Below are 16,389 nucleotides of genomic sequence, written 5' to 3' on the forward strand. Positions count from 1 at the left end.
AGAACCCGCTGTGCGTTGGATCGCCAACCGCTCCCCTGCGCCGTGATCCCCTCCCTGCTCCGATCGGTTACCACCATGACCGAACGTAGACTCGCGGACATCATTTCGACACGCCGAGGACTGCTGGGTGCGGTTGGTGTCGGTGTGGGCAGCGTTCTTGCCGGGTGCGGATCCGTCCGCCAAATGGAACGAGAACAGACCCGTGATACTCGGACGGTCGATCCGTCCAGAGTCGCGGCCCTCAGCGTGACTGAGGCTACGGGCGATATCGCCTTCATCGGTGAGCCTCGTGACGATATCAAAATCGTTTCGCAGAAACACGCCACCGGCGGCGTCTCCCTCAACGAGCTCGACACCAGTGTACAGATCGTCGAGAATCGGTTGGAGATCACAACTGACGAACCGCAGTTACTCGGTCTAGGCGGTGGCCGCGTCGCCCTAGAGCTCCGAGTGCCACCCAGCGTCGCGGTTCATCGGCTTCACACCAATCATGGGGACGTGACGAGCGTCAGAGTCACCGACGGGGCGACACTGGAGGCTCCCGAGGGTGACGTGTCCGTCAATCGCGCGCGCGGTGAGGTCGCCGCTCGGTCAACGAAAGGAGACATCACTGTCGATGGGACCGAAGGCGGCCTCTCCGCAACGACTTTGGAGGGAACGATTCAGGTGCGTGACCCAATGCGCGTGGCAGCGTTGGAGACACAGACCGGAGATATCACCGCCGATGTCCCGGCTGTGGCCGACGACGCTCTCGTTGAGTCGTCTGCCGGCGATCTGTTGCTCCGGTTCAGTGAGGAGCTCAGCGCGACCCTCTCTGCTCACACTAGCACTGGTGAGTTCTCTGTGCCGAAGCAAGCCCCACAGTTCCGCGTTCACCGACGAACAGAGACACAGCTACACGCTACCGTCGAACGAGGTACCAGCCGACTGACCGCGAGAACGGACGACGGTGATATCACAATCCGCGCCTGAGCGCTCCCACGGGTGATGAGGGGATCCCACCTCGCCTCCGCCCCGCCCCCCGGTCGGTGACACGTAGCCAGTAGAAGGTCATCTCTTCGGGATGGGGAGAAACCAAGCAGACCGTCGCCCGGCGTGTACACCCACTAGAAACTGTCTTAGAAGCCGGGTTATTAAATGCTGTAGTGAGTACTAACACCACGTGACGGCCGACATGTATGTTGACAGGCCGCGGGTGCTGCTCGTTGACGATGAGAAGGAGGTCGCCGACGCGTACGCCCTCCGGCTGGACGCAGTGGCTGATGTCACAGTCACTTACAGCGGTCCCGAGGCGTTGTCTGCGGTCGACGAGTCTGACCCGCCGGATGTAATTCTCCTTGACCGGCACATGCCGGATCGATCTGGTGACGACATCCTCCGTGAGCTACGAGAGCACGACATTCACACTCGGGTTATCATGGTGACCGCCATCGACCCGGGATTAGAACTTCTCGAACTTCCGTTCGACGACTACCTCTGTAAACCAGTCGACCGTGAAGATATCAGAGCCGCCGTCGACCAGCAGTGTCAGGTCCTCGCATACGAACTCCTCGGTCAGTACTTCGGAGTCGAATCGAAGCGAGCGGTTATCGCCGCTGAGTTGCCACAGGACCGTCTCGAGGACCACGATCAGTTTTCGTCGCTTGACGAGCAGGCCGACAGTTTGCGGGACCGCATCTGTCGGCTACTTCCCGACGCAGACGAGTTGTTAGATCAGTTCACCGGTATCGAGCGCGAAGGGTACTGATCTCCGGCAAGAGCCGCGACCCGGGCTGATCGCTGACCCGACTCGTCTCCCAACTACACCAGTCAAGGAGGCCTCCGGTGGCTCCCCCGTCAATTAAAAGGTAATTTCAAACCGCGCACCGCCGTCATCCGCTGCTGTGAGCGTCAGATTCCAGCCGTGTGCTTCGACGATTCGGTCGACGATCGCCAGGCCAAGGCCGGTCCCACCACTCCGCGTTGAATATCCGGGAGTGAAGACGACGTCACGCTTCGCGGGCGGGATTCCCGGGCCGTCGTCTGCGACATAAAACCCCCCTTCCAGTGGGTGAACAACTACAGTCGCGCTCTCGCCTGTCTGCTCGCCTTGGGCGCCCGGATGGCCGTTTGCTGGTGACTCTGTGGTTTGTTCGCTACCCGTTTCATCGGTTGAGACACCGTGTTCAACGCTATTTCGGAACACGTTTTCAAACAACCGTTGGAGCCGATCGGAGTCCGCGGTAACCGTCGGCAGCGACTCCGAAACCGTCAGTTCGACCTGTTCGGTATCGATCGACTCCCACGCGTCTCTCGCAGCGGTCTCGATTGCGACCTCCTCTGTGGGTTGAACGACAGCCTCGTCGCGCGTCAGCGTTAGGACATCACGGATAATCTGTTCCATCCGATCGTGTGCGTCTGCGACCGACTCGAAGTGTTCGGGATCGCCGGTCTCCTCTGCTGCCCGGAGGTGGGCCTTCGCGACGTCGAGCGGGTTCCGAAGGTCGTGGCTGATAACGCTGCTCACTTGATCAACACCCGGTGAATAGCCTTCGTCGGGACACTCGCGGAGGTCTGAAAACACCAGGTACCCGGTGTCGTCATCCGACGGGATTACGCGAGCGAAGAACGGGCCTCGGTTGCCGTATCCGTCCAGCCGGATGCCGATCCGATCGCCGCGGACGAGATGCGAGACTGGCTCCCGGTCACCGGTCGTATCGCAGCTGTTGAACCGGTCGAATATCGTCGACACGCGTCCGCCCACCAGCTCCTGTTCGAACTGCCGCTCGAAGGCGTCATTTGCGGCGGTCACGCGAGCATCGTCACCGTCGACGATGTATGCGAGCGCAGGGTCTGGAAACTCACGTAACGGAATCGCCGTGTGACGACCATCACTCATCGGTTGCTCACATCTCTATTTGGCATTGTTACCGCGCCCGTTTCTCCGTGCGAGTACGCATGGTAACTGGTTGGACCACCACCCGATACAACACCTATCATCACTTTGGCCCGGCTACCTGTTTAACATTATTTCTTGCTTCTAGGCCAGAAACACTCTTTTTTATGTTAGCTCTTATAATCAAGTGACCCTCTTTCTGTTGGGAGCCAGCTATGCGCTCTGAGCAGCGCGTTTCAGTATCTGTGGCGTGACAAGGAAGTCAGCGACGGCAACCCCCAACATCGCTAATCTAAGTGTCTGATCTTCAATAACGAGGAACGCGATAGCTACAATAATAGCGGCCGTCATAGCGGGCATCCCCCAACGGACGACCGGACTGCGGAATACATTCGCTGATTGCGACATACCAGACCATCAGTATGCGATTATATATTGATACTGGCGTGTTTCTGAATTAGAATCATACCCGGTAGAATGATTGTATTTCTCAGCCAATCGCTACTCAACTGGTATGATCTCGCACGAAAATGAGGTGATGATTCTGCTTGGGGTAGCTACAGTTATCCTTCTCGTGTCAATGAGTAGCTTCACCGACTTGCCCACATGGATAACTATCGCTGTTGTGATTGTCGTTGGTGTGCTTATTCCACAGCTTATTAGTCGAAAAGAGGAGTGATCAGATGCTGCTCTGACCTCTTCTCACGGCTAAAGTCGTGGGGTTCACCCACAGTGGGATTAAATTCACGTGTAAGGAAAATTCGCAGGGTCTCGTCATATTGGACAATTCGATGTTTCGGGTCGCGAGACATGCCCCCACACTTATTTTGACTCGTCGAGTTATGATTGTCCGTGCGAGACGCGTTACCGGTAGCGCCCTTCACCCCCGACTTGCTGTCCAGTATCGCTGTACCGTTTTGTGACCCCGTCGTTGGTATCAGGACACCCTCCACCGACGACACGTCTGTCGGTGCGCATTCGAGTAACGATGCCGCCACTCGCTTGCTCGTTCGACCGATATCGCGCGTTACGCCCGACTCACACGTCACCCGCCAACGCGGGTCTGTACGCGATTTCGAACGTTTCGGGTCATGCCATCCATGCGTCTGATCGGGGATCGCAGAATACTCTTCGGGTCAGCTTGCGTCGAGGCCGTCGCCGCAGTGCTCGTCCTCCTGTACGGACACCTCTCGCTGCTAGCCGTCACCGTCTTGTACTGGATTGATCTCCTCCTTCTGACCCTCCGGACAACGGTACAACAGCTGCTCTCGCAGCCCGAACCGGATCGTCAGTCGACTCTTTTTCAACGTCCGTTCCGGCTTCTATCCCACAAGCGTGGATCAATCGCCGTTACTGACCGCCTTCCGGGAATTCACCTTCGAAACATTCCGGTGGTCTGGGGAGCCGTGTTCATACTTGTTTTTTCAGCGAGCACAACGGCGTACGTCGCCGCCGTCGACATCCCCAGAGAGCTGTGGCGCTCGCCGGCTACACTGCTCTTATTAGGTGGGGGTCTCGTCGCGGCAGCGACGAAATCGTGGCTGGTGCTGCGGGCATATGTGGCCTCAGAGGGCCACGAGATCATCTCTGCCTCGGCGGTCGTCCCCCGGAAGCGAGTACTGATATTCGCTGTCTACGGTGGGCTGTTATGGCTCGTCTCTCGGTGGACGCTTACGACCCTCTCCGGCGAGGGATTGGAGATAACACGTGCTGGGATGACGGTTTCCGCGTCCGTGCTAATCGTGTCTCGGCTCGCCTACGGTTGGTACGCGGCGCGTGCTCGCCCCGAGGGCTGGCAGTCGGACTCGACGTCCGACCGCAACGATGAAACGATATCTCAAGGGTGGTTGGACTCCGAACCGGAAAAGAACGTACCCGTTCCGTCTCAGTCGTCGATCCCGGATGGAGAACCTCGCGAGACGATGGCGCCGGTTCGCTCCTCTATCCTCGCCGCAGGAGTGGTGAACGCGATGACGACTGGTGGTGTCGTCGATAACCGCTTCGGCCACTGGAGACAGCTCACGATACGGGTGGGTATAGCGGGGTTGATCGTTCTCGCCCTTTATGCCCTGTTGGACGGTGCTATCGTCGTGTCCGCGAGCCTGGCTGCGATTTTCTTCGGTCTCGTTGGAAGCCTCTCGACAATAAGTGCGGTACATTTGCTGTTGGCGCTCGGCGGCGTCGAATACGAATTTTACGAGTCCAAAGTGGTGGCGTACGACCGATACCTCGGACGACCACAGTGGTCGGCGTCATACGACGGTGTCCGGGACGTCTCGGTCGAGCGTGGGCTGTTCGGAAGTCCGCTCTGGCTGGACGCTGGAACGGTGTTTTTCGATCGGACTTACAACTCTAAGGACGGCGACTCCGCCCAGGAACCGAGGTCATCGATCGCATTCGTTCCGGATCCCGAGCGTGCCGGTGAACTGCTCAGCTCCCATTCGTGACGAGCCGTAACGACTTCACCGGCTTTGTTGAGACCCTATTCTTCAGATAGATGTTTATCTAAAACAGCCGGTCGATGAGAACCGTAAAGGTAACAAGACGGACATCGTATCCAAACTACAATTAGTCACGTGTCATTATACCACCTATGGAAGATCTGTACATCTACACTGGCTCATTCGTCGTAATTGGAGCTTCAATAGGGGGGCCAGCGGTAGGTTCGCTCATCGCTGGCGATCGTAGTATCCCGATACTGCTCATGGCGATCGGTGGAGCTGGAATGCTTGCCACTGCCGGCTACGATTTGCTTCGAACTGACCCAGAGGAGTTTACTGCCTCTGCTATCGTCCTTCTCGTGTTGGCTGGTTCCGCCTGTCTGTCCTTTCTCGGAACAATACTCTCTGCGATGGGCAGTTTCTGAGTGGCCTGTACTGACCGCAACTAGTCAGAGAATATTACTCGTAGCTGAGCAGCGATCCCGGCAGTTCGACGGTGACGGTCGTCCCCCTGTCGATATCGAACGAGACCTCTCCGCCGAGCCGGTCGACGCCCCACCAGACGAGCCAGAGCCCGAGGCCTTTGCCGTGCTGTAGTGGCTGTTCTTCAGCGTCTTCGAACACTTCTACCTCGTGGTTGCTGATCCCGGCGCCGCTGTCAGCGACATCGATCCACCATTGATCTACTCTCTCGGTATCGCTGGTCTCCTTCACCCGTACGCTGACATGCGGCTCCGGAGCGGACCCCCCGTGTTCGACTGCGTTCGACACCAGCTCACGAATGACTGGTATCAGAATCTCCCCGTTAGCGCGTGTCTCTGCCGGTGGTGTGTCTATCACGACGGGGACGGACGAGACGCCACCAGCACACTCGTGGCCATCGTTGACGACCTCTGCGTGCTGGACCTCCTCGATGGCGTGACGGATGAGTTCCTCGACGGATCGATTACCCGTACGCTTGTCGGCCTGTAACACTGACTCTATCTCGCGGGCAGTACCTCCAAGATCACGCAACGCCGACAGTTCCTCCTCGACCGTCGTCGCTATCTTGTCCGCCGTGTCGGGAGTGGGACTGTCGGTCAACTGTCGAAGGTGCGCGGTTGCCACGTCAGCCCTGTTTCGTATGTTGTGCCGAAGCACGCGACTCAGAACCTCCGCACGACGTGCATTTTGTCGGCTGTCTGTTATATCGCGGAAGATCAGGGTGTGCCCAAGTGTGCGGTCGTCGCTGTCGGTAATCCGGCTTGATGAGGCTTCTAGCACGCGATCGCTGCCTGGCAGCCGACACGTTGTCTGTCCCCCCGCGAGTAACCGCTTGATGTCGAATGTATCCGGCAGTATGGTGGCAAGGTCCTGACCGACTACTGTATTAAACTCCCGCTCAAACAGATCTGCTGTAGCAGCATTCCAGTCAAGGATAGAATGTCCATCCGTGACTGTGATGGCCGCGTCTGGCATTTCGGCGACGATGTCTTGTCGAGCGACGGCCAAGGCCGCTGGTATCTCCTCAAACAGCCCGAATCGGGTGACTGCCAGCCACGCTGTACACGTCGACAGGATCACAAACGGGACGGGAATGGCTGCTCTCGCTAGCGGAGTCTCAGCCAAGGCGATGAAGAACCTCTCTGCGAACCATACCGGCGGCACAATCACCGCTAGACCTAGTGTCAATCGCGTTGAGACGTGCTGATATCGGTGTAGCGTTCGCCACAACTGTCCAAGGCTGAGCAGCACGATTGATCCAGTTACAAAGAAGGAGATTGATATAGCGAACTGTAGGAGAGGAAGTAGCATCTCGCTGAACCCAGCTGGGAGGTTATCAAGTATTAGTGAGACTAGTGTAGAGGACATGGTTCCACCAGTGTACAGTAGTCCGAATGGAACAAGCACGAACAACAATAGCCGCTCGCGGCGGTCCGTTTGAGTCGTATACGCGAGAATAAACAGAGCATACAACACTGGAACTACCGTTTGAAGCACCCACTCTGCGATCCTGGGCCCTTGGAGTCCGAACGCGATGATCGACGGCGTTGACTCCACCGCCGACGACATGCCGTCTCCGTTGGACGCCCCCAATTCGTAGACACTATTGACATCCTCCTCCGCGTAAACGCGGAGGAATCCCGAGCGGTGGGAGTTTCAGGTTTCCAGTCCGATCACCGGACTACCACACCTTTCGGGCACGGGTAGTCCCACAGCGTCGATGTGGTGGACTGCTGGCGGTGCCAAGCCGCCGTTACCCCTATCCTCGACCATGTATGGCGTCCCAATGTTGTTTTTGCCACGGGGGCGCCAGCAGGCGTCAGCGGAGTTGGGGATATCGTGTCGCGTGCTTTGAGCGGTCGGCACAGACACACCCTTCGAGGATGTAGCGTTCACCGACTACCCTTTCAGATACTGTCTCGTTACGCGGGCGGACAGGCCGCCTCTGAAGGACGGTCCGGAATCCGCTCCGTTCCGACCGATTCCTACCTTCGCATAGAGCGGCCTGTCAATTAAATCTCCGTCTGTGAAACTCTGTACAGACGTTCGGCTAGTGGATAGCTTCCCACCATGTCGGCTTCATCACCCGCCTAAAGGCGGGTGTATTCGCCTTGCCGTCTCTATAATATCGTTGACGCCGCCAGCGGCTGTCCACACTCCCAGCCCAACTATACAAGCAACAAAACTCCGTGTGCCCACCCCCGAATACTGTCGGCTGGTGTGAGCTGCGATGAGTAGCAGCACTATTCCCAAAGTAACATTTACACCCCCGACCGTGGCGAGCATGGTACGATCAATTCATACGTTTGATGAAATTATTTTGTCGAAACCTTATCCGGTTAGCACACGGCGTGCTATCCGCTTATACTCTACCAAGTAGCGGCGAAACAAAAGCATACGCACAGATACAGAGCGTGAGAACAAACATCGGAAATCCTAGTCCGTCTTCACCGGCGATGACAAGCCCTGCTGTGAGAACTGCGGTTGCCACAGCGAGGAGTGCTGTACGAACTGAACGGAGATATGACCGAAGTGCGGCTTGTTCGTTCGTCATACAAATCGTCTGTTCGAAATTGATGTCACTGTTCTCCGACTCTCTGGAGTGACGCTTCTGAAATCTCCCCCCGCGTTGCGCGAACCCACAAAACAACCGCCGTGACGAGTACGGCCGTCGGGAGAAGTAAGACGACGATGAGGTCGGCGCTGAGATCGAACGGTCGGGTGAGCCGAAACGCCGCTGGATATCCGCTTTCCGGTTGCCCGAACACGACCGTCGTCCAGAGATTGGTCGAGAAGTGGATGCCGACTGGGAGCGCGAGGCTGTCGGTGAGGACGTACGCGAGGCCGAAATACAGCCCCCCAACCACCGCCTGTGTCACGGCGACCGACGCTGAGAGTCCCGCCGCGCCAGCGTTCAAGTGAAGCGCTCCGAACACGAGAGCCGATACGACGACCGCGCTCCCCGTGGCAGCCGGCCTTGAGACCCTGCGAGACGTAAACCCGACAACGAGCTCACGGATCAGTACGCCTCGGAAGAGAAAGTCCTCCCACAACCCGACGATAACGAACGCAGCGGCCGTCGCTCCGATCGCGAGTCCGACGGTCACGGGGTCGTTGAAGACTCCCATTGACCACGAACCAACGATCCTCCCGCTCCCGGTAGCGAGAATCGCGGCCGTCGAAACGGCCTGAAACAGCACGCCGATTACGGCACCGCCGGCGAAGTCACCGAGCCACCGTCGACCCAGAGAGAGTCCGTACGCGGCGGGACTGGTTCCGAACAGATAGTATAAGACGAGTATCACCGCTGCTACCCCACAGAGCGTGGGAAGTTGATTTGGGAGGTTGGTCAACACGTCCGGCGTTGAGAATTGCGCGAGTACCAGCCCCACAGCAGCAAGTGTAGCGATGAACGTTACCGCTGTCACAACTACGCGCACCGCCGCCCCGCTGATCGAGACCTCAGACCCGATACGACTGACTGGCCGCAAGCGTGTACTCATCTGGGCAGACCAAGCGTTTCCTTCGGTCCTAGCAGCTCAGACTGATCGACGCCTCGATGTCGCCACCGTCGAGCGACACGGAGAGGTGCTGTGCGGAGGCGCTGAACTGCTCTCGGTGATGGCCGTCGGATGCGACGTAACACTCGCTCGTGACCAATCCGGCGTCCTGAAGCTCGTTGAGACGCCGGTAAGCCGTCGGCCGAGAAACATCAGCGGCCTGCGCGACGGCGCGCCCGCCGCGAGGCTGTTCGGAAACCGCCTCGAACACTCGCCGGGTGTATTCGTCGCCGAAGAGGTTGAGTAGCTCTTCCGTCGATAGCTCGTCGGTCGGTTCCTCAGTCTGCTCGCCGCGCGACTTGTGTCGCACTGCCATGTGATGACGATGTAACGGAACACACTTGGTGGAATATGCTCAGTATTCAGAGTCTCCGCAGCGAGGATATCTAACTATCCAGACTCGCCTTCGTGTGAGAGCAATCGGGCGCATGTCGATCGGGCGTGACACGGCGAATTGCGACCGCTATCCGCTACTATCCTCGTGTTCGTTGTAGAATGCGTCCAACAGCTTGCGCTGGCTCGCCCGGAGATGGTGGAGCAGCGTCGATCCGGTAATGCCGAGCGACGTCGCAACCTCCTCGGCCGTACTTCCACGCGGGGACGTGAAGTAGTCCGCGAGATAGGCCGTTCGCAAGACGGTCGCCTGTCGGTCAGTAAGCCGTTCATTGAGTTCGTTTCGAAATTCTCGCGTGGTCGTCGGTGAGCGGGTTTTGTCCTGTCGTGCGAGAACGGGTGTCGGTCCGTCATCACCGAGCACGTTTGCCAGCCGACGCACGTTCGCGTCGGGAGACAGTTCGACGATCAGCTGGCTGTCATCGCCGTTAAACACCGCCGTCTGTATCGTCGCACCACGGTTGATTGCCGCAACGAGCGGGACTTCCTCACCCAGCGTCACCTGAATCCGGCCGCGCTCAGTGTCCGACTGACGGACCACACGACCGGCCTGAGCACTCGGAACCGCTTCGACGGTCTCAACGACGGTGTCCGGATCGGCACCCGTGACTGATAAGAAACACGTGAGACCAGTATCACTCGGCATTACGGTCCCCTCAAGCGCGAGTTCCGCGTCGCAGGTGTCGCTCACACGTACCAGCGGGGAGTTCTCCGTGAGTCCGAACGTAACTTCGGTGAGGGTGTCGGAAAACAACAGCTTCCGATTCTGTGTCGCGTTGATCGCGTACCCGGCCAGTTCGCCGAGCGTCTCAAAGCTGGCCTGTACGTGATCGCTGAATGCGGTTTCGGTTCCCGCGTAGACACCGACGACGCCGTACACGCTGGAGCCGTAGACCAACGGCAGCGCGAACACCGATTGGACTCCGTCCGCGAACCCAGCGGCACGAACCGCGTCCGGGACTGACGGATTCTCGCTTAACGACTCTACCAACTCGGGGCGCTGTTGTTCGACTGCTCGCCGTTCGGGGGTAGCCTGTCCCTGCTTCACCGCCTCACGGAGAGCCGGGAACAGCTCTCCTTGCTCACCCCCAACACCGGTGATGACCAGCTCGTCACTGTCGACAGCGCACTCACCAGTCCATACGAACCGATACTGGTCCGATGTCCCCAGTTGGTCCCGGATTGTCTCCATGATCGCGTCTTGAGACGTAGCTCCGACCAACCCCTCAAGCACGTCGGCGATCAGAGTATCGACCATCTCGGCCCGCTCAGACTCCGAACGAAGCCGTTCGATCGTTTGCTTGTTGGTGCGTTTTTCAGTGATGTCGGTAATGTAGACAGTTGCCGCATCGTCATCAGGAACAACTGACACTGACAGCCAGCGGTCGACTTCTGGATAGTACTCTTCGAATGCTACATCAGATACCGATGTCCGTTCAAACGCCTTTGTGAGCGACCCTTCGACCGACTGGGGAAACACCTCAGCAATCGGCTCACCGTCAGGCGTGTCGGTTGTGAGGATATCGGCCGCCTGATCATTCCACGCGCGCACCATCCCGTCTCGGACGGTGATAACTCCTATCGGTGCTTCTGCGAGACGATGTTCCAACTCCATTCACGTAGGGGCCTCCTCGTTCTATCGATGTTTTCCCGTCAGCCAGTATATACGTGTCGTCCGGTTGAACCGCAGTTTACAAGCTTATATCCCGGTCACTAATATCGGTGTTGTTCTGTCGCCGTTTCAGAGTCAGCAACTCACGAAGTGGATTATACGTACAGTTGTAGAATACAGCGTATGCCCTCGAACACCCGGGGCCGTCGAATTCCTCAGGTCTGGCACGTTGTGATTCTCGGAACCATAGCTTCACTACCCGCAACTGCTGTAATAAATTGGCTTCCGAACTCTGAAGCGACCGCCGGTGGCGGGGCGATAATAGTTGGGCCAATGATCGCTGGCGCGATCGCAGCTAAGCGGTCGGTAGAACCGGACGCTGTTGGGCTCCGTGCTGGCTTTCTAGGCGGTATAGTTGCGGTATCTGGATTTATGCTTACAGAAGCCACGAGCGTAGCATGGTCACTCAACACGACAGTGTTCTTCCTTATCGCCGTCGTGATGCTTCTGTGTCTCTCGCCGGTGTTCGGTCTGATTTTCGGTCGGATTGGTGGCTGGGCAGCAAGCAGTGTCGGTGGTTTCGGAGTCGACCAACCATCGTGATCAACTGATTTGCGTTGTTCGCCTGGTTTGCTCCTGGCGTTGTTATTGACATCCTCCTCCGCGTGAACGCGGAGGAATCCCGACCGGTAGGAACTTCAGGTTTACAGTTCGCTCACCCCGCTTCTTATCAGGTCAGATTCACCTACCGAATCGTACGTTTCTGCTCCTGAAACACCCTATTAGCCATTATTAACCCAACCATCGTATAGAAACACATGGCGCTGGAACATCATCAGCGATCGCCTCTCCGCAAAAAAGTGTTTTACTTGATAAGTTACGCGGGTCGCTGTGATTCCAATCGAGCTAACTACTGTGCCGCTGTCACCCGAAGATCATATGAGCTCGGTATGGACAGACCGTTTCTAACGGAGGAACAGTGCCGTGGGTCGGCTACCGTCGATGAACTCTGAGCAACCACTAGTTTTCAACGGAGATAGCCGCTGGGCAGTCGCGTTCGTGGCGTTGCTCTTCGTACACAACGAGATCCACGAGATCGCGCACACGGGGGTCGGTCGTCTCATCTGTGGTGCGTGGGGCCCACGAAATTTCAACAGTTGGCAGCTCGCTTGTTCGAAAACGCCCGAGATTGTTTTAGCACCGCTCGCAGGACTCCTCTGGAGCTACGGGTTGATGTGGATCGGGTATCGGTTACTGAATCCGGCAGAGTCACCGGCCAAACGGTCCGCAGGATTTTGCCTTCTTTTCGCGACAATGCCCTTCGGTCGGCTGTATACTGTGGCGCAGTCCGGGGGTGACGAAATGGTCATCCTGCGTGGAGCCTTCCCGACTGTTGATCCAACTGTGCGCCTCGCTATCGGCCTCAGCATCGTTCTGCTGCTTATCGGTCCCCCACTATACCGAGCCGCTAGTGTGCTCTCACAGCAACGGCGGTGGATCATTTTTACCGGGATGCTTCTCCTTCCGTTTGTTCTATTCTTAATTGTCGTACTGCGAATCGCAAACCCACTGCTCGCATCTGGGTTCTTGGCTAGTGAGGGGCTACTCGGCTCACCGCTCTTTGTGAACATCTGGACCGTGTTCTGGGCGATTGTCTTACTTCTATCTTGGCGACAACTGTCCACGACACTTGTAAAAAGAGGTGTACTGCTTTCCAAAGACCAATGATCCGCAAGACGCTTCATCAAACTAGTATCGGATTGTATATTCTGTGGATAATAGCGACAACGCTGCTCATTCTCGGCCGATACACGCCGTTTCCATCGTATAAAATCGTCCACTCAGCGGTTGTAACCGGCGCAGTAGTACTTACTGTCGTAGGTACGGGGCAACTTCTTCGGAAAGGCTATCGAAAGGGCGTCTCGGGGTAGATACGCGCTCTGTATGTAGCACAGCCTCGACAAACTATCAGCGGCCAAGGGGTTCAATAAATTAGCCGTCTACCGGCCCAACCAACCGGTAGCACGACCATAGCGTTATTGTTCTATAAACTTCAACTCACAGAGAAAATGGCCGAGGGCTTCACGCAACGACACCCGACAATTGGCGTGGTGGGGCCAGCGTCGGTCGAAACGACCCTCCAAGACGCGCAGGATTCGCTTGACGTGGCTGTTTCAATAGTGCCTGCCGGACGTGACGCTCCCGGCTCAGTTGAGGAGTTCGATTGTGTGGTTGCCGCGGTAACACCTGAGTCGGGCAGCGCCGACCGGACAGACGCTGACACAGCCGCGTCACTGACCGGGGTCAGCAACTGGGTGGTCCAGAACGCCACCCGTGACTCCGCCCCACCGGTGGTGTACGTCGCCCCTACAGAGGCATCAATCGCTGAGGCGCTTGAGGCCGGTGTAACGGAGTATCTCCCGTGGGAACTGCTCGCACAATCTCCGACGACCGTGCTCAAGCGAGCGGTTACCGCGACAGAGGTACAGCCGACTCCCGACTATCGGACCATCTACGACAACGTCTCTGAGCCACTCACACTTCATGACCCCGAGACGGGAGAGTTGATTCATGCGAATCAGCGGCTCTGTGAGTTGCTGAAGTATGATCGAGCGGAACTCATTTCTATGCAGGTCGGCGATTACACTGCGAGTATCGACGGGTACGATCAGGCCGCTGCCATGGAGGTTATCACCTCCGCGACGGAGAGCGGAACGGTCGGTCCAATCGAATGGCCGCTTGAGACGGCTGACGGCGAACACGTCTGGGTCGAAGCGACGCTGACGACAGTCACGATAGACGATCAGGAACTGGTGTTGGCGACCGCCACGGACGTGACCGACCGTCGACGCCAGCGTCGTCAGTTCCGCGAGATATCGACTCATATCGATGAGGTCGTCTATCTGGCACGTGCGGACCTCTCGGAGGTTCTCTTTATCAACGAGGCCTACGCGGATTTGTTCGACCAACCGGTCGAACGCCTGTATGACGACCCGATGGCCGTTCTCGACGCCGTTCATCCGGAGGACCGCGAGGCGTACCGCTCGGATCTTATCGCTATGAGCGAACACATCCGCGAGGAGGAGTCGGGTCCGTACACATTCAGTCACAGACTCCGCGTTGGCGGTGAGACACGTTGGGTTGAGGTACGCGGCTATCCGAGCCGCGGTCCAGGCGGTGCCGTCGATCGGATCGTCGGAGTCATTCGGGACGTTACCGATACGCGACGCCGCGAGCGCGAGTATGAGCAGATATTTAACGGCGTGACCACTGCGATCGCAGTTCACGACCCTGACACGGGTGAAATGGTCGACGTGAACGACAGTTACGTCGAACTGTTCGGATACGACTACGACACGATTCTTCAACAAGGAATCAATGACCTCAGTGTTCCCGAGGAGGGGTACACCGATGAGCGCGCGAGACGGCTTATCACCGACGTCGGCGAAACCGAGGAAGATGAAACAGTCGAGTGGCGAATTGAGACCGCTGAGGGCGACAACCGTCTCGTCGAAGCGAACCTCACAGTCGCGACCGTAGGTGGTCAGCGACGTGTCCTCTCGCTGATGCGTGATATTACAGAACAGAAACGCCGCGAGCGGGAGTACGAGCAGATATTCAACGGAGTCAACGACGCTATCGCCATCTTCGACCCAGAGACGCTCTCCTTCGACAGTGTGAACGACTCGTATCACGAGCTCGTGGGGTGCGACGATCTCGAGCGTATTCGCGACCTCGGTATCGAGGGTCTCAGCGAAACTGAGGACGGGTACACAGCGGAACGCGGTAAAGAACTGATTCAGACTGTGGCCCGTTCGGGTGAACCGAAGACCATCGAGTGGAAACTCGCCCCGCCGGACGAAGAGCAGTCATGGATCGAGGTCACGTTGGCGACGGCCGAGATCGGTGGTGAACAGCGAGTTCTGTCGATCCAGCGTGATATCACGGAGCGGAAGCGCCGCGAACGAGAGTTCGAACAGATCTTCAACGGTGTGACGGACGTAATCGGAGTCTACGACCCGCAGACTGCGGAGCTGGTTGACGTCAACGACACCATGTGTGAGCTCCTGGGATATGACCACGACACGATCATCGATATGGACCCAGAAGAGGTGACGGCGACGGCACTCGGTTTCGACGCGGACACAATCGGGGAGGTTGTCCGCGACGTGGCCAAATCCGGTGACCCGGTGAGGGACATCGAGTGGGCGTTGCGGACCGCCAGCGGCGATGTCGTATGGCTTGAGGTCAACGCGACCTTGACAGAGATTGGCGGCGAGCAGCGTGTGGTCACTATCGCTCGGGACGTCACCGGACGGCGCGACCGCGAAGAGCGGGTTCAAGTATTGAACCGTGTACTGAGACACAACGTCCGGAACGACATGGACGCGGTCTTGGGATACACGGCTACAATTGAGGAGACGGCGGAAGACGAGGTCGTCCGAGAATACGCCGAAAGCGTTCACGACATTGCGAACAGCCTCTTGGAACTGAGCGGTAAGGCGCGTGCTGCCAGTCAGATGCTTCAGGACAACGACAACCCCGAAGATCGCAGGGTCGGAACGGTACTGGAGTCTATCGTCGCCGACCTCCGTGAGTCTCACGACGAAGCGGCGATTCAACTGTCTTCCGCGGAGGCTCCCGCACCGGCTGATACAGCTGTTTTTCGGCTAGTTTTGAGCGAGCTCGTCGAGAACGCCGTCGAACACGGTGGGGACTCCCCGGAAGTCGAAATTGAGACGACGCCGTCTACGGCCAATGACGAGACGCAAATCACGGTGCGTGACGACGGACCCGGCATCCCCGACCGTGTACTTACTCCGTTCCGAGCCGACGGTGAGTCGCCGTTCCAGCACAATCACGGAATTGGCCTCTGGCTTGTCAACTGGGGTGTTCGGCAACTCGGTGGCGGTATCGAGTTCGAGCGCCCCGCCGATGGCGGAACTGTCGTTCACCTTTCTTTGCCAAACGTACTGCGTTGACGGTCACCGGTATCTACACGCAGCAGAACCGTGAGATCCTGTT

General features: G+C 57.8%; 12 protein-coding genes. 7 read left to right on the plus strand and 5 right to left on the minus strand.

Features of this window, described 5'->3' with window-relative positions; genetic code table 11:
• Positions 1-183: 183 nt before the first annotated feature.
• Both EXE52_RS08320 and EXE52_RS08325 read left to right on the plus strand, forming a co-directional pair.
• The gene (locus EXE52_RS08320; protein ID WP_241988224.1) at positions 184-972 is read left to right on the plus strand and encodes a DUF4097 family beta strand repeat-containing protein; all 789 of its coding nucleotides are present in this window, start codon (positions 184-186) and stop codon (positions 970-972) included.
• A gap of 202 nt (positions 973-1,174) precedes the next feature.
• On the plus strand, positions 1,175-1,747 hold the full coding sequence (locus EXE52_RS08325) for a response regulator (RefSeq protein WP_089309274.1): 573 nt from the start codon (positions 1,175-1,177) through the stop codon (positions 1,745-1,747).
• Between the two features lie 93 nt (positions 1,748-1,840).
• On the opposite strand, the gene EXE52_RS08330 is transcribed toward EXE52_RS08325, so the two are convergent.
• Entirely contained in the window at positions 1,841-2,878 is a 1,038-nt protein-coding gene (locus tag EXE52_RS08330; RefSeq protein WP_089309260.1) for a HAMP domain-containing sensor histidine kinase, read from the minus strand.
• A gap of 511 nt (positions 2,879-3,389) precedes the next feature.
• On the opposite strand from EXE52_RS08330, the gene EXE52_RS18280 reads away from it, so the two are divergent.
• The 3 genes from EXE52_RS18280 (at position 3,390) to EXE52_RS08345 (ending at position 5,741) form a co-directional block, all read left to right on the plus strand.
• The gene (locus tag EXE52_RS18280; RefSeq protein ID WP_155120059.1) at positions 3,390-3,554 is read left to right on the plus strand and encodes a hypothetical protein; all 165 of its coding nucleotides are present in this window, start codon (positions 3,390-3,392) and stop codon (positions 3,552-3,554) included.
• A 421-nt stretch (positions 3,555-3,975) separates the two neighbouring features.
• Positions 3,976-5,322: a hypothetical protein gene (locus EXE52_RS08340; protein ID WP_089309259.1), complete on the plus strand. Its 1,347-nt coding sequence runs from the start codon at positions 3,976-3,978 to the stop codon at positions 5,320-5,322.
• A 146-nt stretch (positions 5,323-5,468) separates the two neighbouring features.
• Positions 5,469-5,741, plus strand: coding sequence for a hypothetical protein (locus tag EXE52_RS08345; RefSeq protein WP_089309258.1), 273 nt, complete (start codon positions 5,469-5,471; stop codon positions 5,739-5,741).
• Positions 5,742-5,775: 34 nt separating this feature from the next.
• On the opposite strand, the gene EXE52_RS08350 is transcribed toward EXE52_RS08345, so the two are convergent.
• From EXE52_RS08350 to EXE52_RS08365, 4 genes are all read right to left on the minus strand, one after another.
• Positions 5,776-7,167, minus strand: a complete 1,392-nt coding sequence (locus EXE52_RS08350; protein ID WP_158413994.1) for a sensor histidine kinase — start codon at positions 7,165-7,167, stop codon at positions 5,776-5,778.
• A 1,211-nt stretch (positions 7,168-8,378) separates the two neighbouring features.
• Positions 8,379-9,302, minus strand: coding sequence for a CPBP family intramembrane glutamic endopeptidase (locus EXE52_RS08355; RefSeq protein WP_080508648.1), 924 nt, complete (start codon positions 9,300-9,302; stop codon positions 8,379-8,381).
• A 28-nt stretch (positions 9,303-9,330) separates the two neighbouring features.
• Positions 9,331-9,675, minus strand: coding sequence for a winged helix-turn-helix domain-containing protein (locus EXE52_RS08360; protein WP_049933035.1), 345 nt, complete (start codon positions 9,673-9,675; stop codon positions 9,331-9,333).
• Positions 9,676-9,822: 147 nt separating this feature from the next.
• On the minus strand, positions 9,823-11,367 hold the full coding sequence (locus EXE52_RS08365) for a bacterio-opsin activator domain-containing protein (protein ID WP_089309348.1): 1,545 nt from the start codon (positions 11,365-11,367) through the stop codon (positions 9,823-9,825).
• 180 nt (positions 11,368-11,547) lie between these two features.
• Here EXE52_RS08365 and EXE52_RS08370 point away from each other — a divergent pair, with 180 nt between their 5' ends.
• Both EXE52_RS08370 and EXE52_RS08380 read left to right on the plus strand, forming a co-directional pair.
• The gene (locus EXE52_RS08370) at positions 11,548-11,967 is read left to right on the plus strand and encodes a DUF5518 domain-containing protein (protein WP_080508647.1); all 420 of its coding nucleotides are present in this window, start codon (positions 11,548-11,550) and stop codon (positions 11,965-11,967) included.
• A gap of 1,466 nt (positions 11,968-13,433) precedes the next feature.
• Complete coding sequence (locus tag EXE52_RS08380; protein WP_089309346.1) at positions 13,434-16,346, plus strand: PAS domain S-box protein; 2,913 nt, start codon at positions 13,434-13,436, stop codon at positions 16,344-16,346.
• Positions 16,347-16,389 lie beyond the last annotated feature (43 nt).

Source organism: Halorubrum sp. CGM4_25_10-8A (genome assembly GCF_005435025.1).
Taxonomy (GTDB): domain Archaea; phylum Halobacteriota; class Halobacteria; order Halobacteriales; family Haloferacaceae; genus Halorubrum; species Halorubrum ezzemoulense.